At 54.7% G+C, this 25,837-nt stretch carries 21 protein-coding genes; 15 read left to right on the forward strand and 6 right to left on the reverse strand.

The genetic code is table 11. From position 1 onward, the window contains the following. Positions 1–195: 195 nt before the first annotated feature. From KO116_RS13650 to atzF, 6 genes are all read left to right on the forward strand, one after another. Entirely contained in the window at positions 196–1,809 is a 1,614-nt protein-coding gene (locus tag KO116_RS13650) for an ABC transporter substrate-binding protein (RefSeq protein WP_035566463.1), read from the forward strand. A gap of 9 nt (positions 1,810–1,818) precedes the next feature. Further along, positions 1,819–2,847, forward strand: a complete 1,029-nt coding sequence (locus tag KO116_RS13655) for an ABC transporter permease (RefSeq protein WP_045812133.1) — start codon at positions 1,819–1,821, stop codon at positions 2,845–2,847. A 4-nt stretch (positions 2,848–2,851) separates the two neighbouring features. Beyond that, the gene (locus KO116_RS13660) at positions 2,852–3,739 is read left to right on the forward strand and encodes an ABC transporter permease (protein WP_035566465.1); all 888 of its coding nucleotides are present in this window, start codon (positions 2,852–2,854) and stop codon (positions 3,737–3,739) included. A gap of 10 nt (positions 3,740–3,749) precedes the next feature. Then, on the forward strand, positions 3,750–5,432 hold the full coding sequence (locus KO116_RS13665) for a dipeptide ABC transporter ATP-binding protein (RefSeq protein WP_045812134.1): 1,683 nt from the start codon (positions 3,750–3,752) through the stop codon (positions 5,430–5,432). Further along, positions 5,429–6,112 (forward strand): GntR family transcriptional regulator, encoded by a 684-nt coding sequence (locus tag KO116_RS13670; protein ID WP_035566468.1) that lies wholly within the window; start codon positions 5,429–5,431, stop codon positions 6,110–6,112. The genes KO116_RS13665 and KO116_RS13670 overlap by 4 nt, the downstream gene beginning before the upstream one ends. Positions 6,113–6,201: 89 nt before the next feature. Then, complete coding sequence (gene atzF, locus KO116_RS13675; protein WP_035566469.1) at positions 6,202–8,022, forward strand: allophanate hydrolase; 1,821 nt, start codon at positions 6,202–6,204, stop codon at positions 8,020–8,022. A gap of 3 nt (positions 8,023–8,025) precedes the next feature. Here the strand turns inward: atzF and KO116_RS13680 are convergent, their stop codons facing one another. Beyond that, positions 8,026–8,880, reverse strand: coding sequence for an alpha/beta hydrolase (locus KO116_RS13680; protein ID WP_045812266.1), 855 nt, complete (start codon positions 8,878–8,880; stop codon positions 8,026–8,028). Positions 8,881–8,986: 106 nt separating this feature from the next. Next, a complete protein-coding gene (locus tag KO116_RS13685) occupies positions 8,987–11,146 on the reverse strand; it encodes a TonB-dependent siderophore receptor (RefSeq protein ID WP_035566471.1) in 2,160 nt (719 codons plus the stop codon). A gap of 202 nt (positions 11,147–11,348) precedes the next feature. Between KO116_RS13685 and KO116_RS13690 the strand changes: the two genes are divergently transcribed. From KO116_RS13690 to KO116_RS13700, 3 genes are all read left to right on the forward strand, one after another. Continuing rightward, positions 11,349–12,395: a helix-turn-helix domain-containing protein gene (locus KO116_RS13690; RefSeq protein ID WP_035566474.1), complete on the forward strand. Its 1,047-nt coding sequence runs from the start codon at positions 11,349–11,351 to the stop codon at positions 12,393–12,395. A 142-nt stretch (positions 12,396–12,537) separates the two neighbouring features. Further along, a complete protein-coding gene (locus tag KO116_RS13695; RefSeq protein WP_035566476.1) occupies positions 12,538–12,903 on the forward strand; it encodes a hypothetical protein in 366 nt (121 codons plus the stop codon). 10 nt (positions 12,904–12,913) lie between these two features. Then, positions 12,914–14,914, forward strand: coding sequence for a pyrroloquinoline quinone-dependent dehydrogenase (locus KO116_RS13700; RefSeq protein ID WP_035566478.1), 2,001 nt, complete (start codon positions 12,914–12,916; stop codon positions 14,912–14,914). Between the two features lie 91 nt (positions 14,915–15,005). Here the strand turns inward: KO116_RS13700 and KO116_RS13705 are convergent, their stop codons facing one another. From KO116_RS13705 to KO116_RS13715, 3 genes are read right to left on the reverse strand one after another with little or no spacing between them, the layout of a single operon-like run. Continuing rightward, a complete protein-coding gene (locus tag KO116_RS13705; RefSeq protein ID WP_035566480.1) occupies positions 15,006–16,127 on the reverse strand; it encodes a hypothetical protein in 1,122 nt (373 codons plus the stop codon). Between the two features lie 34 nt (positions 16,128–16,161). Further along, the gene (gene leuA, locus KO116_RS13710; RefSeq protein WP_035566482.1) at positions 16,162–17,868 is read right to left on the reverse strand and encodes a 2-isopropylmalate synthase; all 1,707 of its coding nucleotides are present in this window, start codon (positions 17,866–17,868) and stop codon (positions 16,162–16,164) included. 16 nt (positions 17,869–17,884) lie between these two features. After that, positions 17,885–18,775, reverse strand: coding sequence for an ion transporter (locus tag KO116_RS13715; protein ID WP_035566484.1), 891 nt, complete (start codon positions 18,773–18,775; stop codon positions 17,885–17,887). Between the two features lie 175 nt (positions 18,776–18,950). Here KO116_RS13715 and KO116_RS13720 point away from each other — a divergent pair, with 175 nt between their 5' ends. Genes KO116_RS13720 through KO116_RS13745 form a run of 6 tightly spaced genes read left to right on the forward strand, consistent with a single transcriptional unit; the run spans position 18,951 to position 24,821 of the window. Beyond that, complete coding sequence (locus KO116_RS13720) at positions 18,951–21,791, forward strand: monovalent cation/H+ antiporter subunit A (RefSeq protein ID WP_035566486.1); 2,841 nt, start codon at positions 18,951–18,953, stop codon at positions 21,789–21,791. Continuing rightward, positions 21,791–22,123 carry a Na+/H+ antiporter subunit C gene (locus KO116_RS13725; RefSeq protein ID WP_008958597.1) on the forward strand — a complete coding sequence of 111 codons (333 nt, stop codon included), beginning with the start codon at positions 21,791–21,793 and terminating at the stop codon, positions 22,121–22,123. Before KO116_RS13720 ends, KO116_RS13725 begins: the two co-directional genes overlap by 1 nt. Further along, positions 22,120–23,634 (forward strand): monovalent cation/H+ antiporter subunit D, encoded by a 1,515-nt coding sequence (locus KO116_RS13730; protein WP_035566488.1) that lies wholly within the window; start codon positions 22,120–22,122, stop codon positions 23,632–23,634. Before KO116_RS13725 ends, KO116_RS13730 begins: the two co-directional genes overlap by 4 nt. Then, positions 23,631–24,128 (forward strand): Na+/H+ antiporter subunit E, encoded by a 498-nt coding sequence (locus KO116_RS13735; RefSeq protein ID WP_035566489.1) that lies wholly within the window; start codon positions 23,631–23,633, stop codon positions 24,126–24,128. The genes KO116_RS13730 and KO116_RS13735 overlap by 4 nt, the downstream gene beginning before the upstream one ends. Next, a complete protein-coding gene (locus KO116_RS13740; protein WP_008958594.1) occupies positions 24,122–24,391 on the forward strand; it encodes a K+/H+ antiporter subunit F in 270 nt (89 codons plus the stop codon). Before KO116_RS13735 ends, KO116_RS13740 begins: the two co-directional genes overlap by 7 nt. A gap of 43 nt (positions 24,392–24,434) precedes the next feature. Further along, positions 24,435–24,821, forward strand: a complete 387-nt coding sequence (locus KO116_RS13745; RefSeq protein WP_035566491.1) for a Na+/H+ antiporter subunit G — start codon at positions 24,435–24,437, stop codon at positions 24,819–24,821. An 88-nt stretch (positions 24,822–24,909) separates the two neighbouring features. Here KO116_RS13745 and serB read toward each other — a convergent pair whose 3' ends face one another. Then, positions 24,910–25,836: a phosphoserine phosphatase SerB gene (gene serB, locus KO116_RS13750; protein WP_035566494.1), complete on the reverse strand. Its 927-nt coding sequence runs from the start codon at positions 25,834–25,836 to the stop codon at positions 24,910–24,912. Position 25,837 lies beyond the last annotated feature (1 nt).

Genomic DNA, 25,837 nt, shown 5'->3' on the forward strand with positions numbered 1-25,837 from the left:
GGACGATCCAAAACAGCGCAAAGTGCATACACCTTGCGCTGTTTTATCGCATCAATAGCTTAAAAATTACTTTCGAACACTTTTCCAAAATTAACAAACCTTTGTTTTATCAATATAAATACCCATATCCGCAATATCATGGCCCTCAAAGTGCATACACATTGGTAACTATCGATACCCTTGTGAGGATCAACCATGAACCGTCGCGACTTCCTTAAAAGCACTTCCGCCTTAACCCTGGGCGCTGCTGCTCTCCCCTTTTTAAAAGTTCTTCCCGCCATGGCCAGCGCTAATGAAACGCTAGTGGTGGTGATGGGCAGCACGATTAATAGCCTCGACATCCACCGTAGCGGAACCAATCGCCCCAGCTATCAAGTCGCGGTGAACTGCTATGACCGCCTGATGACGTTTGGCACCAAGACACTGGAAGATGGCTCGTTAAGCTATGACTACGACAATTTAAAAGGTGAGTTGGCGGAGAGCTGGGAAGTCTCTGAAGACGGACGGACATTAACGTTCTATTTGCGTGAAGCCACTTTCTGGGATGGCCGTGCCGTCACCGCTCAAGACGTTAAGTGGTCGTTTGACCGCTCTGTCACCCTGGGCGGCTTCCCTACCACTCAGATGGCAGCAGGCTCAATGACAAGCCCTGAGCAGTTCGAAGCCGTCGACGAGCGCACCTTCCGCATTCATTTGCCTCATGCCTCCAAGCTTACCCTGCCAAACCTCACGACGCCGATCGCCATCGTGATTAACTCACAGCTGGCGTTAGAGCACGCCACTGACGAAGATCCTTGGGCAACCGAATATCTGCACCGCACCCCGGCAGGCTCGGGCGCTTTCCAAGTCGAGCGCTGGGAACCAGGTCAACAGCTGGTTTACCGCCGCAACCCGGACTGGGCCAGCGGTGAGCTGCCAGGGGCAGAACGCGTCATTTTGCGGGAAGTACCCTCTACGTCAACCCGACGTGCATTGCTTGAACGCGGCGATGCCCATTTGTCACAAGACGTGCCTCCCCGTGATGCCATGGAGCTTGACGCTCAATCCAACGTGAAAGTGGTCAGCACGCCGATTGAGAACTGCCTGCATGTGCTTTGCCCAAACCTAACATTCGAACCTTTCCAGGATGTACGCGTGCGCCAAGCCATTGCTTGGGCAATTCCCTACGAAGCCATTATGCAAAATGCCGCCTATGGCCGCGGCGTTCCCATGTGGGGAGGGGATAGCGAGTCCCCCGCTGATATCGCCTGGCCGCAACCCTTTCCTTACAGCAACAATCTTGAACGTGCGCGCGAGTTAATGGCGGAATCGGATTACTCCGAGGGCTTTGAAGTCCCTCTCTCTTTTGATTTAGGCCAAGCCGATTGGGCAGAACCCACCGCGCTGCTGATTCAAGAGGCCCTGGGCCAGATTGGCATTACCGTCAACTTGGATCGTATCCCCGGTGCCAACTGGCGCACCCGCGCGCTGGTAGATAAGCAGCTGCCCTTGCACTTGGAGAACTTTGGTGGCTGGCTCAACACGCCTTGCTACTACTTCTTCTGGGCCTATATCGAAGGCAATTTATTTAACTCGTCCAATTACCACAACGACGAGATCGCCCAACTGGTCGATGAAACCCTCTTTATGTCCATGGATGACCCTGAATACGCGCCCAAAATTCGCCGCATGATTGAGATCGCCTTTGCAGATGTGCCGCGTATTCCGCTTTACCAACCGACGCTCAACGTGGCGATGCAGCCCAACATTTCGGGCTATGAGTTCTGGTATCACCGCCAGCTCGATAACCGCCCGCTGCGTGTCAGTTAAGGAGGCAGCATGGCCACTATGTCCCGAACGCGCCTAATTGCCTGGCGAGTCGTTCAAGCGGTACCGGTGTTGATGGGTATTGTGATTGTTTCGTTCTTACTTACCCGGGCGCTGCCCGGGGATCCCGCCGCGTACTTTGCCGGGCCTGCGGCTAATGCCGAGTCGATCCAACAAATACGTGTCAGCATGGGGCTAGATCGCCCTCTACCGCTGCAGTTTATCAGCTATGTCCAAGACCTATTGCGAGGCGACTTGGGTACCGCAATCTCTACGGGGCAGCCGGTGATACACGAGCTAACCACGCGCTTGCCTGCCTCATTGGAACTCACCGGCGTTGCGCTGCTCTTTTCAATGATCATTGCCTTACCGCTGGGTATTCTGGCCGCCACGCGCCCTAACACTTGGGTAGATCACCTATGCCGTGCCGTGGTGACCGCCGGCGTATCGCTGCCCACGTTTTTCACTGGCTTGGCACTTATTTACATCTTTTATTATTTGCTCGGCTGGGCTCCTTCCCCGATGGGTCGGTTGGATTTTTTGTATCTTTCACCGCCCAATGTGACCGGCTTTTATGTCATCGACGCACTGATTGATCGAGACCTGGAAACCGCTTGGGGAGCGCTATCGCAGCTACTGCTCCCCGCCATCACGCTAGGGCTATTCACCCTTGCGCCTATCGCACGTATGACCCGCGCCGCCATGCTACAAACCCTGGAGAGCGAATTTATCCGTACTGCCCGAGCCGCCGGTTTGCCGCGTCGAAAAGTGCTTTTCACCTACGCCCTGCGCAACGCCATTCTGCCGGTGATTACCACGCTAGGCATGGTGTTCTCCTTTGCACTGGGGGCCAACGTATTAGTGGAACAAGTCTTCTCATGGCCGGGCATTGGCTCCTATGCCGTTGAAGCCTTGGTGGTCTCGGACTACGCCTCGGTGCAGGGGTTTGTACTCACCATGGCGCTGCTGTTTGTCGCCCTTAACTTGTTGATAGATGTGATCTACACCCTGGTGGATCCGCGTCTAAATACGGAGGAGTAGCATCATGACCACATTAACCTCCGCAAGCAGCGCCAAAGAGGGCTCAATACGCCGTTTCGTGCGCCACCTGCTCTATGTGATGACCGATAACCCTGTCACAGCAGTCGCTTTTGCGCTGTTTGTGCTGATAGTGATCGCGGCGCTATTCGGCCCCTGGCTGGTGCCCTATAACCCGTTAGCCACTGATTCGAGTAGTACGCTACAAGCGCCCTCTTGGCAGCACTGGTTTGGTACTGACCACCTGGGGCGTGATGTGTTCTCACGTGTGGTGGTCGCTACTCGCCTCGATCTAATGATCGCGGTGACCGCCGTAGCGATCGCCTTTGTGGTCGGATCAACCTTAGGCGCTATTGCCGGTTTTTATGGTGGCTGGACGGATCGAATTACCGGTCGCTTAATGGACACTATAATGGCCTTCCCGCTGTTTGTGCTGGCCATGGGGATTGTCGCTGCAGCGGGCAACACCATTGAAAACATCATCTATGCCACGGCGATTATTAACCTGCCTTTTTATGCCCGCATGGCGCGTACCGAAGTCGCTGTGCGTCGTCAGGCCGGTTACGTACAGGCCGCCCGATTATCCGGCAATCGGGACTGGCGTATTTTGGCATTTCAAATATTCCCCAACTCACTTCCCCCCATGATGGTGCAAATTTCGCTCAACATGGGGTGGGCTATTCTTAACGCTGCCGGGCTTTCGTTTATTGGTCTAGGCGTCAGCCCACCCACCCCTGAGTGGGGCATCATGGTCGCTGAAGGTGCGAACTATATTGTCTCAGGCCAGTGGTGGCTTGCCGTATTCCCAGGGCTGGCTCTTATGCTGGCTGTGTTTACCTTTAACTTGCTAGGCGACGGGCTGCGCGATCTGGTTGATCCGCTGCGGCGTACCTGAGGAGCTTACTATGGCTATCCCGCTGCTCGATATTCGTGATTTAACGGTTGAGTTCGCTACCCGTAATGGCACCGTCACGGCGGTTAAAAAAGTCGATATCAGTATTAATAAAGGCGAGACGTTAGGCATCGTTGGCGAATCGGGCTCTGGAAAGTCCGTGACCTCCTATGCTCTGCTGCGCATTCTTGATCGTGCAGGGCGCATTGCCGACGGCAGCATTGTATTTGGTGGCGTTGATGTGGGTGGCGCAGACGAATGCACTATGAGTGAGCTGCGCGGGCGCGAAATGTCGATGATCTTTCAGAACCCTCGTGCGGCCCTTAACCCAATTCGTGCCGTTGGCCGACAGATTGAAGATGTAATGATTCAACACGGCCTGGCCACACGGGGGAATGCCCGCGGCAAAGCCATCAAGATGCTGCAAGCAGTGCGCATTCGTGAACCTGAACAGCGCTACCACGCCTACCCATTTGAGCTCTCTGGCGGCATGTGCCAGCGTATTGTGATTGCCATTGCGCTGGCCTGCCGTCCCCAATTACTTATCGCTGACGAGCCCACCACGGGGCTTGATGTGACGACGCAAAAAGCCGTGATGGATTTGATCGTCGAGTTGGCCGCCGAGCGGCAGATGGCCACGCTGCTGATTACCCATGATTTGGGCTTAGCCGCCTGCTATTGCGATAGGATTGTGGTGATGGAGAAAGGCGAAATCGTAGAGTCCGCTGCGGTCGAAACGCTCTTTGCAGCCCCACAGCACCCTTATACCCAGCGCTTAATGCGCGCCACGCCCAGACTCGACTCTCAGGTAGCCGATCTTCTGCCCGCCGATGATGAGCGCCGTGCCAGCACCGAGCGCCAGCCCATTGGCCCACCGCTGCTTGAAGTCGATGCCCTGGTTAAAGCCTTTGGCTCGGCCGCTAACCAAGTGCGGGCGGTGGATAACCTTAGCTTTACCCTGCATGAGGGCGAAAGTCTTGGACTCGTCGGTGAGAGCGGCTGCGGAAAATCAACCACCTCAGCGATGATTATGCGCCTGCTGGATCCGACTAGCGGTGCGCTAAAGTTCGCCGGTAGCGATATTGCCGCTATCAGCGCGGAGCAGTTTGCTCACCACCCGCTGCGCAGCAAACTGCAAATGGTGTTTCAAGACCCGACGGATAGCCTTAACCCCCGCTGGAGCGCCCGACGTTCAATAGAGGATCCTTTACGTAGGCTTGACAAGGTCAACCGTCAGGAGCTTAACACTCGGGTATCAGTGCTTGCTGAGCGTGTTGGTTTGCCTGCCCATCTTTTAGACCGCTTTCCCCATCAACTTTCCGGAGGGCAAAAGGCGCGAGTTGGTATTGCCCGAGCCATCGCCTTGGAACCCAAGCTGCTGATTCTTGATGAGCCCACCGCTGCGCTGGATGTCTCTGTTCAGGCAGTCGTGCTGAACTTATTGGCGAGCCTGCGCGAGCAGCTCAATATGAGCTATCTCTTTATCAGTCACGATCTCAATGTCGTTCGATTGCTTTGTGACCGCGTGATGGTGATGCAGGCAGGTAAAATCGTTGAGGAAGGCCCTACAGAGAAACTGCTGAGCGAGCCTAGCCACGCCTATACGCGTGCGCTACTTAATGCGATTCCTCACCCACCGGCTCAATTCGGCTCTGCCCCCTCCAGTTCTGCCCACCCACCAGTGACCGCTTTATGAAAAATCTGCCTGCTTTGAGCCCAGCCAAGTTACGCGAAGGCACTACGGTCGATGACATGCTCAGCATTCTCGCCGATGAGATTATCAGCGGTGACATTGCGCCAGGTACCAAGTTGGATGCCCGGGTAATTGCAGAGCGCTTTGCCGTATCACGCACACCGGTACGCGAGATGTTTGGCCATCTCGCGGCCATGGGGCTGGTTGAAAAGCGTCCCAATCGTGGCGTAACGGTCGCCAACATCACCGATGAATTGCTACTGGCGATGTACGAAGCCATGTCGGAACTGGAGGCCGCCTGCGCCCGTCTCTGCGCACTGCGAATGACACTTGAGGAGCGCCAAGCCCTTCAGCGCCTACATAAAGATGCCTTACGCATAGTGCGCGACGGCACCACCAGCGACTACGAAGCCTTTAACCATGAATTTCATACTCACCTCTATGAAGGCAGTCATAGCCCCTACCTGCGCGATTTAGCGCTGGCCACGCGAAGCCGGTTAAAACCCTTCCGCAAAGCCCAGTTTCGTATGCCGCAACGCCCCAGCCTCTCCTGGCAAGAACACGACGCTATCGTCGTCGCCATTCTGGAAGGCGATGGCGAGGCTGCTGCCCGCGCCACACGCTCCCATGTTATGCAGGTCAGTATTAGCACCCAGCACTACATTGACGAGCACAGACTTTGAAAACCCTGTTTTTAAAATCACTGACATTGAAAGCACTGAATTTAACAAAACAGAATTGATGAAAACAGACACTAAGCAAGGAAGACACGATGCGCTACTCACTTACCATCGAATCACTACACGCCGCCTACCAGCAGGGTGAGCTTACCCCTGCTGCGTTAATCGACGAGCTGCTGGCCCAAGCTGAAAGTCACGGCAAAGAGCCCGCCTGGATTACTCGTTTAACGCGAGAGCAACTGGAGCCTTACCTACAGCGCTTGGAAGGCGAATCACCAGACACACTGCCGCTGTACGGCATTCCCTTTGCGATGAAAGACAATATCGACTTGGCGGGGATTCCCACCACGGCAGGTAGCCCGGCGTATGCCTATACGCCAACCGAAAATGCTTTTGTGGTGCAGCAGTTGATCGATGCGGGCGCGATCCCGATGGGTAAAACCAACCTGGATCAATTTGCTACTGGTCTGGTGGGTGAACGGGCGCTGGAGGTATATGGTACGCCTGCTAATGCCTTCGATCCTAAGCTGGTGCCCGGCGGCTCCAGCAGCGGTTCGGCGGTGGTCACCGCGGCGGGGATGGTCAGCTTTTCGCTGGGCACCGATACCGCTGGTTCTGGGCGCGTGCCCGCCTGCTTCCATAACCTTTACGGGGTCAAGCCAAGCCTGGGGCTGCTTAGCACCCGAGGCGTAGTACCCGCCTGCGCGACGCTAGACACCATTAGCCTGTTTACCTTCACTGCCGACGATGCCGCTAAAGTGCTCGGCATTACCGCTGCCTATGATGATCAGTGCGCTTGGTCGCGGAAGCATGACTTTGCTGTGCACGGTAAACGCTATGGCAAAGCCCCTGCGGCGTTCCGCTTCGGCGTGCCGCTGGAATCCCAGTGGCAAACCGACGCGGCTTACACCAAGGGCATGCACCAAGCGATTGCCGAGTTCGAGGCCATTGGCGGCGAAAAGATTGAACTGGATTGTTCGCCGCTACTCGCAGCAGCGCGTCTGCTCTACGAAGGCCCTTGGGTGGCGGAACGCTACCATGTTATTCGCGAGTTGATGCAATCACATCCTGACGCTATCCACCCGGTAACGTTTGAAATTACCCAAGGCGGCGCTACACCACTGGCCGTGGACGCCTTCGATGCGCGCTATAAGCTCGCCGAATTTAAGCGCCAAGCCGACGCGTTAATCGCTAACGTCGATATCATGCTCTCGCCCACCACAGTCACGCACCCAAGCAAGGCCGAAGTGGCGGCGGACCCCATCGGCGTCAACTCCCGCCTGGGCACCTGGACTAACTTTATGAACCTGCTCGACTACAGTGCTCTGGCCGTGCCTGTAGGCTTTAGCGAGCGCGATTTGCCAGTGGGCGTGACACTGTTTGGGCCGGTGTTTGCTGACTTAACGCTGCTCTCCCTCGCCCGTGCCATAGAAGCCCGCTTAATGCTGCCGTTAGGTGCCACAGGCGTTGCCCATCCGGCGTTATCTGAGCCCTTAACCAATGCCCAAGACGGCACCATGGAGCTGGTAGTGTGCGGTGCACACCTGCAAGGACTGCCGCTTAACCACCAATTGACCGAACGCGGCGGCGTATTAGTGAGCACCACCCAAAGCACGCCGCGCTATAAGCTGTTTGCCCTGGCAGGTGGGCCACCCAAGCGCCCAGCAATGCTACGCGACGACAACGGCCAAGCGATTGAAGTGGAAGTATGGCGCCTGCCTATTGAAACCATCGGCAGTTTTTTAGCTGGCATACCCGCACCGCTCGGTTTAGGCCAGGTGGAGCTCGCCGACGGCAGTTGGAAGTGTGGCTTTATCTGCACCGCAGGCGCGCTTAATGAAGGGGGCGAGGCAGAAGATATTACCGAGTTTGGTGGCTGGCGGGGGTGGCTCAAAAAACTCGCTGCTGAATAACGTTTATTTATCCAAAAACTCAAGCGCTTGTCGTGTGGCGGGCCACATGACGCTGCCATGGTTCTCTCCCGGATAGAGCGTAAAGCGTACTTCCATGCTTCGCTGGTTAGAGAGCCACTTGGCAAAGCCTTGAGCATTATCGACCATTCCCCGAGCGCGCTGCCGTCTGGCGCGCTCGGATTCGTTATGGTGATCAAAGGCAGGCTGCTCCTGTTCGCCCACGCCAATCATAAGACGAGTGCCATTAGGTATACCCGCTAACGCTGAGTCTTGATTAAATAGCCTATCAAGCGGCTTTTCGCCATACCACCAAAGCGATGGGCTAATCGCTATGTAATTATCAAAACTTGCTGGTTGGTTGAGAAGCACATGAAGTACAAAGAGTCCACCTAATGAATGACCCAATATCGCTTCTTGATCGCTATCTAAAGCAAAGCGCCGATTGATTTCAGGCTTTAGGTGTTCTTCGATAAACGCAAGAAAGCGTTCCGCACCGGCCTGTGGTCTCTGCTGGTTTTGGCTAACGGTATCGTGGCCATGGGGTACGGAAGGCGTAAAGTCTTCACTGCGTCGGTCCATATTAAAACGGCTTGTTTCAGGGTAGCCAATCGCCACAATCAGTAGCGGGCTGCCCGCGCCTTCCGGCCCTCTGCGCGTTAGCGTATCGCGTGCGGCTTGTAACAGCGGAAGGCGAGCGTTACCGTCCAGTAAGTACAGTACGGAATAGCCGGTTTCTGGGGGTGGTGCATCGGGCACTGATAACTGAATTAAGTAAGCATGTCCTGTTTCGGGTGATACCAGCGTAAATTCCGAGGTGCCCGGCAGTATTACTTCACCGGGTAGCGAACAATAAGCCATGGCCGGAATCCAGCACAGTAGTAAAAAAGCCCAATGGCGCAGTTGCCGATAAGCCGTTTGAAAACGAAAAGCGCGCCACGGTTTCCCGTGGCGCTTGATCACACCATTAAAAGTCATAGCGTAGCGATGCCACCATGTTGGCCGGGGCCCCCGGCATGTTGAAGGTGTTCACGCCGCCTACCCGGTTATAGTAATCGCGATCCAGCAGGTTGTTGATGTTGAGCTGACCACTGAGCTGCGAGGTGAAGTCATAGGCGATCATGGCGTCGACCACTGCATAGCCTGGCGCCTCGATCCCGCTGCTGGACTCAAAACCACTCATGGCGGTCACGCCGCCGCCGATACGCAAGCCGCCCAGGGTATCGCCAGCGAAGTCGTACTGCGTCCATACGTTCACGATGTTATGAGGCATCAGTAGAAAAATACCGTCTGCACGTGCTGAAGAACTGCGTTTTACTTCGGTATCCAGATAGGTATAGCCGGCAATAACCTCCCATTGGTCGGTTAGGCTTCCGGTAACTTCAAACTCTGCTCCCTGAATCCGCATTTTACCCACTGACTCTGAATAGCTGGCAGACGTATCTGCAGGCGCAGCGGCACGGTTTTCGTCATACAAGCGGAAGGCGCTGACGCGGGCGTTTAAATCGCCGCCCATGTAACTGCCCTTAACGCCTAGTTCATACTGTTCCCCTTCCCGCGGCGCTAACAAGTCCCCATTCACATCGCTTTCCGTTTGGGGCTTAAATACCTGTGAGTAGCTGGCATACACGGAGTGGTCGTTATCAATATCGAACACCAGCCCCGCATAGGGGGTGATTTCCGTGTCACTACGGTTCTGTTCCGTAACGGCATCGCGGTTCTGGTATTCAAGCTCGTAATGGCTTACCCGCCCACCGGCGATTAACGCTAACGGCTGCACTGGGCGCAGCGTCAGTTTTGCGTAAAGGCCCGTCTCTTCAAGATTAGTCGCTGTATCGGTGTAGCCTGACCCACTGGTACGCGCTGCATCAAGAATGTTGACGTATGCTAAATTGTTCAGTTCCTCTAGGGTCACACGCCCACCCGCCACGCTACGCGAGCTGCCTGACTCCGTTTCGGTATCAAAGCGTTTGTAATCACTACCCACGACGAATTCGCTAACGTTACCAAACGCTGAAAACGGCTGGCTGTAGCTTGCATCCACCGCCAGCGCCTGCTGATCAATAACGCTAGCGGTACCCGCCACCGTGAGGGTATCGTCGGCATCCAGTGCACTTCCACCGAAGGCGTAATTATAGTCAGCATTACGATCCGAATAACGCGCCGCCAAGCGGCCATAGCCGCCGGTATCAAACCGATGGGTTAATTCAGCAATCCAATCATTGGATTGGCTATTAAAATCGTTCCAATCAGCGCCGTAGAAATCAGCGCGCGACCCATAAAGCAGTTCACCATCACTACCGACCGGATGGCCGTTGTTCACCGCTATATCTTTAGTATTATGGATATAGCCAAGACCTAACGTTGTTGCTTCATCCAAATCGATATCGAGCGCTGCATAAATATCATTTTGGTCATTTTCATTGTGGTCGACAAACTGGTTGTGTTCAGTATGGTCAATCACTAATCGCCCACGAACCCGACCTTTCGTAGCAATGGGGCCAGATAAATCTACTTGAGCAGAGCGCTGATGATCGCTGCCCAGGCTACCGTTTACATGGCCCTGAAAATCTTCAGTAGGGCGTTTACGCACCAGATTTACAATGCCACCCATCTCACTGGTGCTATCAAAAAGGCCCGAAGGACCACGCATGATTTCTACACGATCAAAAGCTGCCAGCGTGGGGACGGAGCCGGTAATACTGGTCATTGGAGCAGGCAGGCCGTCAATGCTGTACTCATCGTACTCGTAGCCACGCGCGTAAATGGATGAACGGCCATTGTCATTTGTGAGCACACGCATCCCAGGCGTCCGGCGCCCCAGCTCATCTAACGTGGTAAAGTTTTGATCTTCAATGGCCTCGTGCGTGACGACGCTAACCGATTGCGGTATATCTCGCAGCGACGCAGGCGTTTTAGTGCCGACAGTGGCGGCGTCGACGCTATAACCGCCGGTGGCTTCAGAGGACAACATTTCATAAAGCCGGTTACCCTCCACCGTCACAGGTTCCAGCCGTGTCACGTCTTCAATCGCTTGAGCCAAAACGCTGGGAGCGAAACTTAACAAAACGGCCGAACCGCCCATCATCACCGCTGAACGTCGGATGAGTTTTTCTTTAGATGCCATGCTGCGTCCCCTTATGTGCCCTGATACCATTGACCAACTTGCGAATGAGAATTCATTGCAATAGAGCTTATGGCAGCGCATTATGGCATCACTTAACCCGCCTCGCCTTTGCGAAAATAGCGGTTTGCTTTGCAAACACAGCAAAATGCTATAACAGATAGCTAGCGAGGATTTAAGCGAACCACTTTCATAAAGGACATGCGTGGGCGAACTGACAACCGAGCAAGAAATTAGCGCCGCCGATTTGCAGCAGCTCTCGGCAACACTGGTCAAACGTCAGCGGCTGGAAGCACCTTGCTGGGACCAACGCTCAGCACCCTTAGCGGGACGTATGTGGGTCAGCGAACTTGAGCCGGGGTTGCAACTACGCCTGGCCGACATCCAAGATCGATTTGGCTTGAAAAGCCAAGCAATATTGCCTGCAGGGATAAAGATCGCCTTGGTAATTGAGGGAACCGTACAGGTGCGCTATGGCGCTTTTGAGGTACAATTAGGGCCTCAAACACTAGGCACACAAACGCCTCATACCGGTCTTTTAGTGGCCCTGCCTTCAGCGACCAGTTTTATGCGCCTTGGCCAAGCAGGTGCGTTTGAGCGCACGCTGACCCTTAGCCTTACGCCACACTGGTTAGCACGCTATGGCCATAGCGATTTAATGGCAGCGCCCAATGGTTTGCCCCACCTTCACTACTGGGCGCCCTCGCCTGGTTTGATCGCTTTAGCATCTCAGCTTTTCACGCCGCAGCAGTTAGCAAAAGAGAACGTTGCTCACCGACTTCAACTCCTGGGCTTTGCAATGACCTTGGCCGGCGAGGCACTAGCCAGCGCGCAACTGTCCTCAACTGAAAATAGCCATTCGCCTACCCCTCCCCATCAGGAGAAGTCAGACCGTCGTTTAGCCACTCTTATGAGCCTCATCGATAACGGTGAGGCGAAACGAATGACTCAAGCAGATTTGGCTAGCTATTTAGGCATGAGCTTAAGCAATCTTCAGCGTCGTTTTTATCGCCAGTATGGGGAATCGTTAGGCAGTTTTTTACGCCATTATCATCTTTCGCTGGCCCGGCACGCTATAGCGCAAGGGGTAAGCATAGAAACAGCAGCCTCGCTTGCTGGCTACGCGAGCGCCGCCAATTTTGCGACTGCCTTCAAGCGCGAATTCAGCACTACACCCAGCCACTTCCGGCAAACGTCACGCTCATCTCAGCGCGTGCCAACGATTAGAAATAAACATTGGTTAAAAAAGTAGCGCTACTTATTTCCTGTGAGCACTCAAAACTCTTTACAGAGCCAAAAATATTAGTTCTCTGCTAAATTTATAGGGCTAACGATTTCTGACGTTAACTTAGCTTTAATGTCAGGCACCTCACTCACACAGAGGCCTTACCGTTATGTTGCCATCCAACTCTTCCAGGGTAGGCGCTATCATTGTTTTGATAGTCTCACTTGCTGGGCTTGCTATTGCGCTTTATGCCTATTTCACACCGTTAACCGGGGTGACAGGAACACTTGGCGCGTTAATCGCTATTGTCGCCTGCCTCGTTCTTGCGGTGTTGGCACTTCTCCTTGCCGTAGTCAAAGGGCGTGGTGCATCCATCGCGCTAAGGGTACTTACCCTGATAGGCCTTGCTGGCACTTTTTTCGCTGCAATGCTGCTACACCAGTGGTGGGTCTGCGTAGCTATGGTGATCGGCCTAATCGGGCTGATCCTCGATATGGTTCGCCCGTCGCATCACGCCCGAGCCACCCATGCCTAAGGAGCCTACCATGCTGACTTTGATCACCACTAAACAACGCTGTACGGCTACTGCACTGGGAATTTGCCTTAGCCCTTTGCCCCTTTTGGCTCAAGAGCAGCCTGAGGAGCAGGAAAGCAGTGCCCAACAGGAAGAAATTAGCGCTACGCCCATTCCGCTGGTGCCCGATGAACCCACTTGGGATAGCTTCCATGGCCAGCTCAATGCGCAAAAATATAGTCCTCTGAATCAAATCAATGCCGACAATGTAGGTGAGCTGGAGAAAGTGTGGGAAATCCATACGGGCGATGTTGCCGATGGCTCGGGCGAACTACCAGCCACCGTTTGGTCTGCCACACCGGTATTTGCCAATGACACACTCTATATCGGCACCCCTTTTTATCGGGTGCTGGCGCTCAATCCGGCCACGGGTGAAGAGAAGTGGAGTTTTGATACACAATCCTCTCTAGAAGCGTTGACCCAGCCTGTTTTGAAGAATCGGGGCGTTGCCTATTGGCAAGCCGACGATCCTGTGGAGGGCGAGTCCTGCCAAAAAATTATTTATATGGGCACCATGGACGCCCAGCTTTTCGCTCTGGATGCTGATAGCGGCGAACTGTGTGAAAGCTTTGCCAATAATGGCGTGCTCGACGTCAACCAGTGGAACGACACCAACGACAAGTGGCCGCTGTCGCTGTTGCAGCCACCCACCGTGGTTGGTGATCGCCTAATCCTTGGTTGGGCGGGGATGGACTGGGCCTATGAACAAGCGCCGCCCGGCACTGTATTTGCGATCAATGCGCGTACCGGCGAACGAGAATGGACGTTCCAGGCATTGTCAGATGAGGTACGCGAGCAGAGCGGTACCGCCAATGTGTGGACGCACATGTCCGCCGACGAGGAGCTCGGTTTAGTCTATTTACCCGTGTCTTCTCCGTCGCCCAACTTCTGGGGTGGCAATCGTACCGACGACGTACCATTAGCGACTTCGACCACCGCCTTGGATATCGAGACCGGTGAAGTAGCCTGGTCACGTCAGTGGGTGCATCACGATATCTGGGATTACGATATTAACGCCGCCCCAACACTCATGGACATTACCGTGGATGGCGAGGAGATACCGGCGCTCATCCAGGCGACTAAAATGGGTTTTTTGTTTGTCGTCAATCGTGAAACCGGCGAAGACGTATGGCCGATTGAAGAGCGCCCAGTACCCGGCGGCGACGGTAATGTAGAAGGTGAAGTTTATGCGCCTACCCAGCCCTTCCCGACGAAACCAGTGCCGCTGCTGGATCAGTCCGAGAAGCCCGAGGTCTGGGCGTTGGCTGATGCCGTAAGTTTCGGGGAGTGCTCCGCCCTGTGGGACGATCTCTGGTATGAGGGCCTATACACCCCGCCCACCACTGAAGGCGCAGGGACTATGGGTTACCCCATCACAGCCGGTGGTGTGCAGTGGGGTGGCGTGGCGTTTGATCCCGCAAGCCAAACCGCCATCGTTAATACCTCGCACATTGTACAAACCCTGAAGCTCTATGATCGCGAAGCCTATGAATCAGCCAACAGAGCGTCAGGGAATGAGAGTGGCTTTGCCTCTCAAGAAGGGGCTCCCTACGGGATCCTGCTTGAAATCGCTCAGAACTGGCTTGGAATGCCCTGCTGGGAGCCTCCCTTTGGCGAGCTGGTGGCCCTGGATATGACCACTGGCGATGTAAAATGGCGCCGTCCAATGGGTGCATCACAGCAGCATGGGTTCTTTATGCCCGATAGCTGGGGCTCACCCACCATTGGTGGTCCGGCGGTAACGGCGGGCAATATCGTCTTTATCGGCGCATCCATGGATGCCAAGGTCCGTGCCTACTCGCTTGAAACCGGTGAGGAACTCTGGACGGATCAGGTCGAAGCACCTTCTGTCTCCAACCCTGCGGTTTATGAGTATGAGGGACGCCAATACGTCGCCTTTATTGGCGGCGGCAATACTATCCTCAAAGATCAGGTAGGGGATCAGGTCGCGGTTTACGCGCTGCCAGAATAACCCTTAGCGTAGGTAAATGTAGATAAAATGATAAACGGGGCGGCCTCTGAGGCCGCCCCGTTTACGTTAACAGCTACTTTCTCTCCACGCGTCAACCAAGGTCACGGGGCTGAGGCTTGGTACGCCTGGCCAACTGATTATTTGCCGTCCTAAAGCATACCCGCATCAGTGGCACCAGCAGCCACAGTATCGGCGTGAGTAACCAACGGTAGATAAAGCGAGCAATGAAGAGTACTGGCAGTAGCACGACGAGCCAGATAAGAAACTGGCCAAACCAAACTGGCCAGCCAAGCCAGCCAGAGAGGTTAGCGCCAAGTGCGCTCACAAGGCTTGGATGGCGAACCACTACATAGGCAGTACCCGCCACAGCGGCAACTTTGGCCATACGTGGCAACGCCGCAAAACGCCCGCTGCCACTCATTAACGCGCCTTGGCGCAATCCCGTCCGAGCACCCTGCGCTTCCACGCTGCCCACTCGAGCAGCACGAGCCGCCCTGCCTGCTCGCAGCACCTTCACGGTGCTGGCCATCACGAGTAGATCGACACCGGCCCAGCCTAGATCGGCAGCGCCGATGTCGTCACCCCGCCGCCACTGGCTTTCCAAATCGCGTAGCCCACTGGTGAAGAAATCGCCCAGGCCCGCCACCAGACGCTCACCTTGTAGCCACTCCACTTCGCCTTGTTCACTGACCACAAACTGGTTAAGCAGCGCGTGGCCATTGGCATCCAGCAGCGCAATGCCCATCTGCCCGCGACGATAAGGAGTAAACGCTGAATCCGCTTCTCCCTCTTCGTCGCTCCACCAACGACTAACCTGCTGATAGCGCTCGCCGACCCAGTGTTGCGCCCTTAGCGTAGCCACATCGTGGCTACGAAAGTAGCTGATGGGCATTATGGCGTCGGCCCCATAGCGCACCAGTACTCGCTGAAAATCGGGCAGTAAGCCGTACTCCACTAATACATCGCGGGCCCTATCACCGTGGCGCAAAATCGCCAAAGAGGCGCTCATCCACAGCGCCTGATCGTCAGCATAGCTGAGAAACAGCGCATTGAGCTCCGGTGTTTCCTGCTGAAGCGACGCCTCTAGCGAGGGCAATGCCCGCTGAGCTTCCAACCGAACCAGTTTGGACTCAAACGGCTCATGAGAGGCCAATGTTGATGCTAGCCCGGCAACTACTATTGCGGTTACTACTATTATTTGCCAGGGGCGCATCGTAATCCACCTCACTCGGTCGGTAACTGCAGGATTATCCCAACGTCTCCGCCGTCACGTTGGCCGCCGCAGGCTGGGGCGAATGGTGGCGGTTGATGGCGCTCAGCACCCCCTTCATCGACGCGCTGGTAATACTTTCATCGTTACCTACACCGAACACCGCTTTACCGTCGATACGCACTTCTACATAGGCAATCGCTTCAGCATCAGCGCCTTGGCCACGGGAGTGCTCGTGGTAGTCGATAATCTCTACATCGTGCCCAGCCGCTGCCAATGCTTTAATAAAGGCGGCTAACGGGCCGTTGCCCTCGCCCTTTAACGTTTGCCGTGTGCCGTTCTCCTCAATCACGGCGTCCAGCGTCACTTTGGGGCTGCCAGGTTCAGAAGAGAGCCGGTGACTCACCAACCCAAAGGGTGCTCGCTGCTCCAGATACTCATCAGAGAATGCTTGGTAGATCATCTGCGACGTGATCTCGCGCCCGGTCCGCTCAGCGACTTCCTGCACCACCTGGCTGAACTCAATCGAAAGGCGACGCGGCAACTCAATGCCGTGCTCCTGCTCGAGCAGGTAAGAAACGCCGCCTTTACCCGATTGGCTATTAACCCGGATAACAGCTTCGTAGCTGCGCCCCACGTCCAGCGGGTCAATAGGAAGATAGGGCACATCCCACACAGCCTCTGGATTCGCACGGCGATCCGCCATGCCTTTTTTGATCGCATCCTGATGAGAGCCAGAGAACGCGGTGAATACCAAATCGCCCACGTAGGGGTGGCGAGGATGCACTGGCAGCTGATTGCAGTACTCCACCTCGCGCATGATCGGAGTGATATTGGAGAAATCGAGCTGCGGGTGAACGCCCTGGGTGTACATGTTCATCGCCAATGTAACAATATCGACGTTACCGGTACGCTCGCCATTACCAAACAGCGTGCCCTCAACGCGGTCAGCTCCCGCCATTAGCGTCAATTCTGCTGCCGCCACGCCGGTACCGCGGTCGTTATGCGGGTGAACGCTAACAATCAGATAATCCCGATTTTTGACGTTGCGACAGAACCACTCAATTTGGTCGGCATAGTTATTGGGCGTGGCGACTTCTACCGTTGCGGGCAGGTTTACGATCATCGGTTTATCAGTGCTCGCGCCATAGGCTTCCATGACCGCTTCGACGATCTCAACGGCAAAATCCATCTCGGTGGTGGTGAACAGCTCCGGCGAGTACTGAAAGGTCCAGTTAGTTTCTGGCACAGCTTCCATCTGCGCGCGAATCTGTTGAGTAGCCTCTACAGCAATCTGCACACACTCCGCTTTATCAACGTTAAACACTACCCGGCGGAACATTGGGTCAGTGGCGTTATAGACGTGGACGATAGCGTTTTTAGCACCCTGAAGTGCCTCAAAGGTGCGTTCAATCAAGTGCGGGCGCGCCTGGGTCAGCACTTGAATGGTCACATCCTCAGGGATCTTATCGTGCTCGATCAGCGAGCGTACGAAATCAAAATCGGTTTGCGAGGCCGAAGGAAAGCCGACTTCAATCTGCTTAAAGCCAACATTCAACAGCATGTCGAACAAGCGCTGCTTACGCTCCTGGTCCATCGGATCAATCAGCGATTGATTACCGTCGCGCAGATCCACACTGCACCAGACAGGCGCTGCTTCAATGCGCTGGCTCGGCCACTGGCGGTCAGGTAGATCAACGGCTACAAAGGGGCGGTACTTTTTGGCGGGGTCAGACAACATCATGGCGGCTCTCCTAAAATCAGTCAGTGGTGGGCTTGTCGCTGTGCTTACCGCCCGCATCATTCTGGTGTGTTGGGGCTGGCGAGTATGCTTGAGAGAGTGCTGACTCCATACGGTCAAGCTGCGCTTTCAGCCCGCGAACATCATTGCGCAGCGACTGCAGCTCGGCTTCTTCACCTTCGCCGTTGTCCAGCGCCATTTGCGCGCTCTCTTTCTGCATCACATCCAGCACAATACCGATCATCATATTGAGAAAAATAAAGGCATTCAAAAAGATGAAGGTTAAAAAATAGATCCAGGCGTAAGGATAAACCTCCATGGTCGGATAAAGCACCGCTGTGGCCCAGCTCTCGAAGGTCGCCACTTGAAATAGCGTCAACATGGCCAGGGAAATATTGCCCCATAGTCCCTCGTCCACATTGTGGAAAAGGAAGCTCCCAATGGCGGCGTATATGTAGAAGATGATAAACATCAACAGGACGACATACCCCATCCGTGGCACCGACTTGACCAAGGCGCTTAACAGCATTTGTAGCTCGGGAATCATCGAGACCAAGCGCAGCACCCGGAAAATACGCAGTAGCCTAGCCAGCAGCACCATTTCAGAGTCATCCATGGGAATCAGGCTGGCGGTCACGATGAGGAAGTCAAAGACGTTCCACCCTTTCTTGAAGAAACTCAGTAGCGTGCGTTCAGCGGCTATCCTGATTAAAATCTCAATCAGGAAAAATATGGTGACCGCCATATCAAGATAGAGCAGCCACTGCTCCACTTGAGTGGTTTCTTCATAGGTTTTTGCCCCTATCACCAGGGCAGAAATGACGATAATGGCAATCACGACCGCTTCAAAAATCTTATTACTACGCAGCCTTTCAAAACGGGCTTGCCAGGTATTAAAGGGTTCACTCATGGAACGTAAAATCTCTCAACGGTTGACCGGCACACTTCATACTAAAACTACACACCTTCTACACAAGTGATATCCTGTTGTTTCACTTGATGTATCCTACGCCATCAGAACGCCCTCAAAGCGCCCTGTTGGTACTCTTTTGAATTTTTTAACTTTAGCCGCTGGATGATCCCCCATGACACTGCTTTGGATAGCCTTATTGCCTCTGCTAGGCGTACTGGTGCCAGCACTTACCGCACAGCGTGGTCGCAGTTTCTGTTCACTTGCGACGGCAGTGCTGCCAGCGACCGCCTTAGTAATGACGCTACTCAACGTGCCAGCCCTGCTAGACGGTGAGCAACTACGTTTTTCGGCCACCTGGATGCCTGAGCTAGCGCTGGACTTAGCATTCCGCCTCGATGGGCTATCGCTGCTGTTTAATCTGTTGATACTGGGCATTGGCTTACTGATTATTCTGTATGCCCACTACTACTTAGCAAAAGATGAACCCTTTGGCCGATTCTACGCCTTCCTGATGCTTTTTATGGCGTCAATGGTCGGTATTTCAATGTCGGATAACCTGATTCTGCTATGGCTATTCTGGGAGTTAACCAGCCTTTCCTCGTTTTTACTGATCGGTTACTGGTCCTACCGCAGTGATGCGCGCAAAGGCGCCCGTATGGCGTTAACGGTCACCGGCGCGGGTGGCCTTGCGCTACTGGCAGGTTTGCTGCTGCTAGGCGATATGGCGGGCAGCTTCAATATGGGCGATGTGTTAGCCAGCGGAGACGTCATTCTTGCCGACCCGCGCTACCCCCTCATGCTCGGTTTGGTACTGCTGGGGGCCTTTACCAAATCCGCACAGTTTCCTTTCCATTTTTGGTTACCTCATGCGATGGCGGCGCCCACGCCAGTATCGGCATATCTCCACTCGGCGACGATGGTGAAAGCGGGCATTTTCCTGATGGCGCGGTTGCACCCTGCCATCGCTGGCAGTGAGCTGTGGAGCGTGGTCGTTTCACTCGTCGGCATCGTCACCATGCTGTACGGCGCTTGGTTTGCTCTGATGAAAACCGATCTGAAGGGCATTTTAGCGTTCTCCACGGTCAGTCATTTAGGTTTAATCACGGTACTGTTAGGCATTGGCAGTCCCATGGCGATCCTGGCTGCGCTTTTCCATATCCTCAATCACGCTACTTTCAAAGCCGCTCTGTTTATGAGTGCAGGCATTATCGATCATGAGACCGGCACCCGGGAGCTAAAGCAGCTGGGTGGCCTGAAAAAAGCCATGCCTGTCACGGCGCTCTTGACCACGCTGGCGGCTGCCGCCATGGCGGGCGTGCCGCTATTTAATGGCTTTTTATCCAAAGAGATGTTCTTTACCGAGTCGTTAGCAACCCCCGTTTTGGGTGGGGTGAGCTGGCTATTACCCGCGCTAGCGGCCCTCGGCGGCATTCTCTCGGTCGCTTATTCGCTGCGTTTAGTACACGCCGTCTTTTTCAAACCTGCCCGTGAAGAACCGCCCAAAACGCCCCATGAACCGCCGCATTTGATGCGCCTGCCGGTAGAAATATTAGTGGTGCTTTGTGTGGTGGTCGGACTTTTCCCAGCTTTTATGGCCACAGGGTTATTAGAACTTGCCAGCGAAGCGGTGATTGGAAGCCCGCTCGATTTTCATCTGGCTATCTGGCACGGCGTTAATCTACCGCTAATCATGAGCTTGCTGGCCTTTGTCGTCGGTATTGCGCTGTATTGGCGCCATGGTGATGTGCGCCGATTTACGCAACAATTTGTAGGCATTGACGCCCGACGCGTTTTTGAACGCATTCTTATCTCAATCGGCTACCGTGCTGAGCAACTGATTGCGGCTCTGGAAGGCAATTCGCTTCAACGCTATGTGGGCTGGCTATGGCTAGCAGCGCTGATAATGGGGGGTATTGGCCTTGTTCAAATCACCAACTTGACCGGCGCGGCAGGAAATCAGCCGCTGGACGGCATCCTTATTCTAGGTGCTGTGATGCTGATGTTTGGTGGTGTGGCGACCGCCGCCACCCATCGCTACCGGTTGATCTCTTTGTTAATGCTGTCGGTAGTTGGGCTGTTCGTTGCACTGACCTTTGCCCGTTTCTCGGCACCCGATCTAGCGCTGACACAGCTTTCAGTGGAAGTTGTGACCATGATTCTGCTGATGCTGGCACTATTTTTCTTACCACAAAAAACGCCGCGCGAATCCAGCCCACTACGCAACGTTCGCGATATGTTACTAGCAGGTTCGCTTGGCCTGGTGATCGCCAGCCTTAACTACGCCGTCATGACGCGCGATACGCTGTCGATTTCCAGCTTCTTTGTGGAAAACAGCAAACCCGGTGGTGGCGGCTACAACGTCGTCAACGTCATTCTGGTCGACTTCCGTGGTTTCGATACCTTAGGGGAAATCACCGTATTGGCCATCGCGGGTCTGGCGATCTTTAAGCTGCTCAACCGATTACGCCTGTTTATGCCACACAGTGACGGTGAGGGACGGGTATGGTCACCCGACCGCTACCCGGCGGTGCTAACGTCGATTTCAATGACACTGCTGCCGCTGGCGCTCCTGGTCTCTGCGTTTATCTTCCTGCGTGGCCACAATCAGCCGGGCGGTGGATTTATTGCCGGCCTGATTACCGCAGTCGCCCTCATTCTGTTGTATATGGCGCGTGGCGTGGAGTGGGCGCAAGAGCGTCTGGATTTCCCCTTCCAACCGGTAGCCGTTATCGGGGTCGCCGTTGCTACGCTCACGGGGCTGGGTAGCTGGCTGTTTGGTCATCCGTTCCTCACCTCTGCCTTTGACTACTTCAGCCTACCGCTGATCGGCACCTTTGAATTGGCCACCGCGCTGCTCTTTGATCTGGGTGTCTACTTAGCGGTGGTGGGCGCCACACTGATGATTCTTGCCAACCTTGGTAAGGTCACCACCGCCCATCGCCCGGTTACTGAAGCCTCAGAAAAAGACACCGATGCCGCTGCTGCAACCTCTTCTGCTAAGGAGCCTCGTTAATGGAACTGCTCTATGCAATGACCACCGGCGTCTTAACCGCCTGTGGTCTCTACTTAACCTTGCGAGGCCGTACCTTTCCCGTGGTAGTAGGCCTAACCCTGCTCTCTTATGCAGTGAATTTGTTTCTGTTTTCAATGGGAGGTCTCACCACTGATGGGCCCGCCATCGTGTCCGAAGGAACGAACTATGCCGACCCACTCCCCCAGGCGCTAGTACTCACGGCCATTGTCATCGGGTTTGCGATGACCGCATTCGTGGTGATTCTAGCCATGCGGGCGCGCAGTGAAGTGGGTAACGACCATGTCGACGGTAAAAAGGAAGACCGAGAATGATGCAGCACCTGATTGTTTTTCCTGTCGTTTTACCGCTAGTGGCGGGTATATTACTGCTCTACCAACGGCAAGGCTTAGTGCGCTATAAGCGTGCAGTCAGCGTTGCCGCCACCGTGCTATTACTGCTGGTAGCAATCGGCCTTTTGCGCCAAGCCGCGAGTGATCAGGTCACTTATTATGCCCTGGGCGATTGGCAAGCACCGTTCGGCATTGTGCTAGTACTGGATCGCCTATCGGCACTGATGCTGCTGGTCACTGCTGTTTTGGCGGTTGGCGCCGTGGTATTTGCCTGCGCGGGGGATGATGAAAAAGGCAGTAACTTCCATGGCCTTTTTCAGTGGCAACTACTGGGCATCAACGGCGCCTTTTTAACCGGTGATTTGTTTAACCTGTTCGTCTTTTTTGAAGTACTGCTATTGGCCTCTTACGCTCTGCTTTTGCACGGTGGAGGCAAAGCGCGCATTCAAGCCAGCGTCCACTACGTGGTTCTCAACCTGGCAGGCTCGTCGCTGTTTCTGATAGCGGTGGGGATTCTGTATGGCGCCACGGGCACGCTCAATATGGCCGATATGGCGATCCGCGTGGCTGAACTGCCCGCAGAGCGTGAAGGCCTAGTCACCGCTGGCGCATTAATGCTACTGGTGGTGTTTGGGTTAAAAGCCGCCATCCTGCCACTCTACTTCTGGCTACCCAAAGCCTACGCATCCGCGCCTGCGCCGGTAGCAGCGCTGTTTGCCATCATGACCAAGGTAGGTATCTACGCTATTTTGCGTGTCTATTCCCTACTGTTTGGCGATAGCGCTGGTGGGCTGGAAGCACTGGAACAACCTTGGGTTTGGTGGCTATCGCTTGCTACTTTGGCGGCCGCGGGTGTCGGCGTAATGGCCGCACGCGATTTGCGCTTGCTGGTGGCTTATTTGGTGTTGGTATCCGTAGGCACGCTGCTGGCGGGTATCGGAATGCGCTCACCTCAGGCTGTCTCAGCCCTGCTCTATTACCTGATCCACACCACGCTGGTTACCGGTGGTTTATTCCTGCTAGCGGAAATGATCGGCCTGCAGCGTGGTAAAGCAGGTACGCGCCTGGTGAAGGGTCGCCCGATGGCACAGGGCGCAGGGCTCGCCATGCTATTTTTTGTTGGCGCCATCGCCGTTGCTGGCGTTCCGCCATTTTCAGGCGCTATCGGCAAGGCATTAATGCTTAATGCCGCCGAAGGTACGCAGCGCCTATGGCTTTGGCCGTTACTGCTGCTGACCAGCCTAGCCTCGCTGATTGCACTTTCCCGTGCAGGTTCTACGCTGTTTTGGCGTAGCCATCGTGGCAACATTAGCGGTACACCGTTACCCCGTCGCCAGTGGTTTGGCGTTATCTGGCTGCTTAGCGCAGCGCCGCTGTTGGTTGCACTGGCAGGGCCCGTGAGCAGCTACACTCAAGCGACGGCTGACCAATTAGCCAACCCTCAGGTGCTGATTCGCACGCTAATACCCAATGCTGCTGGAGATGCCCAATGATCGCCCCGCGTTCCTGGCTACCCACGCCTGTGCTATCAATACTTCTACTCGTCGTGTGGCTGTTGTTAGTACGCAGCTACGCGTTTGGTCATTTCGTGTTAGGCGGCTCGTTAGCTATTTTGATTCCCCTACTGACCCATCGTTTTTGGGATGCACGGCCTCGCATTGCTAAGCCAATCGCCCTGCTGCGTTTTTTCTTCCGTGTGCTGGGCGACATCATCACTGCCAACTTTGAAGTGGCTTATTTAATCGCCAATCCCTGGCGCAAGCTTAAACCACACTTTATTGAATACCCGTTAATGTTAGAGGAGCGGTTCACCATCACGCTACTCGCCAGCACGATCAGCCTGACACCGGGCACCGTGTCGGCCAATCTGCGCATGGATGGTAAATCACTGTTGATTCACGCCTTGAACGTGGACAATGAGGAAGCGCTGATTAACCAGATTCGCGAGCGCTATGAACGCCCACTCAAGGAGATCTACGAATGTTAAGCATTGCACTCTATATCACCTTAGCTCTGGTCGTGATGGCGCTGCTGATGAACCTCTACCGTCTGACTATTGGGCCCAGCTTGCCTGATCGCGTGCTCGCGTTAGACACCATGTACGTTAACTCCATTGCGCTTATCGTACTGCTGGGACTGTGGCTGAACAGCAAAACCTATTTCGAGTCAGCGCTGTTGATCGCAATGCTAGGTTTTATCAGCACCGTGGCGGTGTGCAAATATATTTTGCGCGGAGACATTATCGAATGATTAACATGAGCTATCGAACGATGAACAAAAGCCAGGGGGATCTATGTCAGTAATCGTTGAAGCGCTTATTTCACTGCTGCTGATCGCTGGCGGGATCTTTGTTTTTATTGGTTCGCTGGGAATGGCGCACCTGCGCGATTTCTATATGCGCCTGCATGGCCCGACCAAGGCCACCACCTTGGGCATCGGCTGTATGCTCATTGCTTCGATGCTGTATTTCTGGAGCGTGGACGGCAAACCGGATATCCAAGAACTGCTGATTACGCTTTTCCTGTTTATCACCGCCCCCGTCAGCGCCCACCTGCTGGCCAAATCTGGCTTACACCTGCGCTTGAAGCATACGGTCAAAACCCAGGGGCATCCGGTCGAGCTAAGGGCCGAGGAAGTCGGCGACAAACCGGTACCGCACCCCGATAAGGGCCATGGCTGAATCGGCATAAAATAAAAAGCGGGTGGTGCTGGAAAGCACCACCCGCTTTTTTACTGCCTACACTTATACTGCCCACTCTGATACTGCTCTAAGGTGTTAAATCCTGCTGCTGGTAGCCGAGCAGGTAGAGCACACCGTCAAGACCCGATGTCGAGATCGCCTGACACGCTTGGGCACGCACCAACGGCTTGGCCCGAAACGCAATGCCCATCCCCGCTTTGGCAAGCATCTTAAGATCGTTGGCACCGTCACCCACGGCTATCGTCTGATCGAGTGTAAAGCCCTGCCGCAGTGCGATGACTTCGAGCAGTTCGGCTTTGCGCTCAGCATCCACGATTGGCTCGCTTACTTCGCCGGTCACTTTGCCATTTTCGATGATCAGCTCATTGGCATGGATCTCGTCAAAGCCAAGCTTCTTCTGTAAGTGGAGGGCAAAGTAGGTAAAGCCGCCGGAGAGTATGGCGGTGCGATAGCCTAACCGCTTTAAATTGACCATCAGACGCTCAACGCCCTCCATCAACGGTAGTTCCTCCGCAATTTCCGCCAACACCGACTCATCCAAACCGACCAGTTTGCTCATCCGCTCGCGAAAGCTCGCCTTGAAATCCAGCTCCCCGCGCATGGCACGCTCGGTGACTTCGGCGACCTCTTCGCCCACGCCATGGCGGCGAGCCAGCTCATCAATCACCTCAGCTTTAATCAACGTGGAGTCCATATCGAAACAGACCAAACGGGGCTGAACGTGATCGCGAGTATCTGGTTGGGCAACGATATCAATACCCAGCGTTTCACTCAGCAAAAGCGCGGCGTCGCGCACTGCTTTGCTATCTGCGTCGCCGGACAAACAGTACTCAATACAGTCGATGCCGTCACCTGGCTGAAATGAGACATCGGCAAGCCGCTGGGTACTCTTCACGTTCAGATTAAACTGCATAATGAGAGCATCTACCTGAGCTTGAATGTCGGCGGTTAAATCCGACGCCAGTACAGTTAGGATCAAATCACCGCGTGCCATT

The organism is Halomonas sp. KO116, assembly GCF_000734975.2.
Classification (GTDB): Bacteria; Pseudomonadota; Gammaproteobacteria; order Pseudomonadales; family Halomonadaceae; genus Vreelandella; species Vreelandella glaciei.

What these genes read in the sequence shown, in the direction of transcription:
- KO116_RS13650 (WP_035566463.1), top strand. Translation starts at nt 196, where the DNA reads ATGAACCGTCGCGACTTCCTTAAAAGCACTTCCGCCTTAACCCTGGGC.
- KO116_RS13655 (WP_045812133.1), top strand. Translation starts at nt 1,819, where the DNA reads ATGGCCACTATGTCCCGAACGCGCCTAATTGCCTGGCGAGTCGTTCAA.
- KO116_RS13660 (WP_035566465.1), top strand. Translation starts at nt 2,852, where the DNA reads ATGACCACATTAACCTCCGCAAGCAGCGCCAAAGAGGGCTCAATACGC.
- KO116_RS13665 (WP_045812134.1), top strand. Translation starts at nt 3,750, where the DNA reads ATGGCTATCCCGCTGCTCGATATTCGTGATTTAACGGTTGAGTTCGCT.
- KO116_RS13670 (WP_035566468.1), top strand. Translation starts at nt 5,429, where the DNA reads ATGAAAAATCTGCCTGCTTTGAGCCCAGCCAAGTTACGCGAAGGCACT.
- atzF (WP_035566469.1), top strand. Translation starts at nt 6,202, where the DNA reads ATGCGCTACTCACTTACCATCGAATCACTACACGCCGCCTACCAGCAG.
- KO116_RS13680 (WP_045812266.1), bottom strand. Translation starts at nt 8,880, where the DNA reads ATGGCTTATTGTTCGCTACCCGGTGAAGTAATACTGCCGGGCACCTCG.
- KO116_RS13685 (WP_035566471.1), bottom strand. Translation starts at nt 11,146, where the DNA reads ATGGCATCTAAAGAAAAACTCATCCGACGTTCAGCGGTGATGATGGGC.
- KO116_RS13695 (WP_035566476.1), top strand. Translation starts at nt 12,538, where the DNA reads ATGTTGCCATCCAACTCTTCCAGGGTAGGCGCTATCATTGTTTTGATA.
- KO116_RS13700 (WP_035566478.1), top strand. Translation starts at nt 12,914, where the DNA reads ATGCTGACTTTGATCACCACTAAACAACGCTGTACGGCTACTGCACTG.
- KO116_RS13705 (WP_035566480.1), bottom strand. Translation starts at nt 16,127, where the DNA reads ATGCGCCCCTGGCAAATAATAGTAGTAACCGCAATAGTAGTTGCCGGG.
- leuA (WP_035566482.1), bottom strand. Translation starts at nt 17,868, where the DNA reads ATGATGTTGTCTGACCCCGCCAAAAAGTACCGCCCCTTTGTAGCCGTT.
- KO116_RS13715 (WP_035566484.1), bottom strand. Translation starts at nt 18,775, where the DNA reads ATGAGTGAACCCTTTAATACCTGGCAAGCCCGTTTTGAAAGGCTGCGT.
- KO116_RS13720 (WP_035566486.1), top strand. Translation starts at nt 18,951, where the DNA reads ATGACACTGCTTTGGATAGCCTTATTGCCTCTGCTAGGCGTACTGGTG.
- KO116_RS13725 (WP_008958597.1), top strand. Translation starts at nt 21,791, where the DNA reads ATGGAACTGCTCTATGCAATGACCACCGGCGTCTTAACCGCCTGTGGT.
- KO116_RS13730 (WP_035566488.1), top strand. Translation starts at nt 22,120, where the DNA reads ATGATGCAGCACCTGATTGTTTTTCCTGTCGTTTTACCGCTAGTGGCG.
- KO116_RS13735 (WP_035566489.1), top strand. Translation starts at nt 23,631, where the DNA reads ATGATCGCCCCGCGTTCCTGGCTACCCACGCCTGTGCTATCAATACTT.
- KO116_RS13740 (WP_008958594.1), top strand. Translation starts at nt 24,122, where the DNA reads ATGTTAAGCATTGCACTCTATATCACCTTAGCTCTGGTCGTGATGGCG.
- KO116_RS13745 (WP_035566491.1), top strand. Translation starts at nt 24,435, where the DNA reads ATGTCAGTAATCGTTGAAGCGCTTATTTCACTGCTGCTGATCGCTGGC.
- serB (WP_035566494.1), bottom strand. Translation starts at nt 25,836, where the DNA reads ATGGCACGCGGTGATTTGATCCTAACTGTACTGGCGTCGGATTTAACC.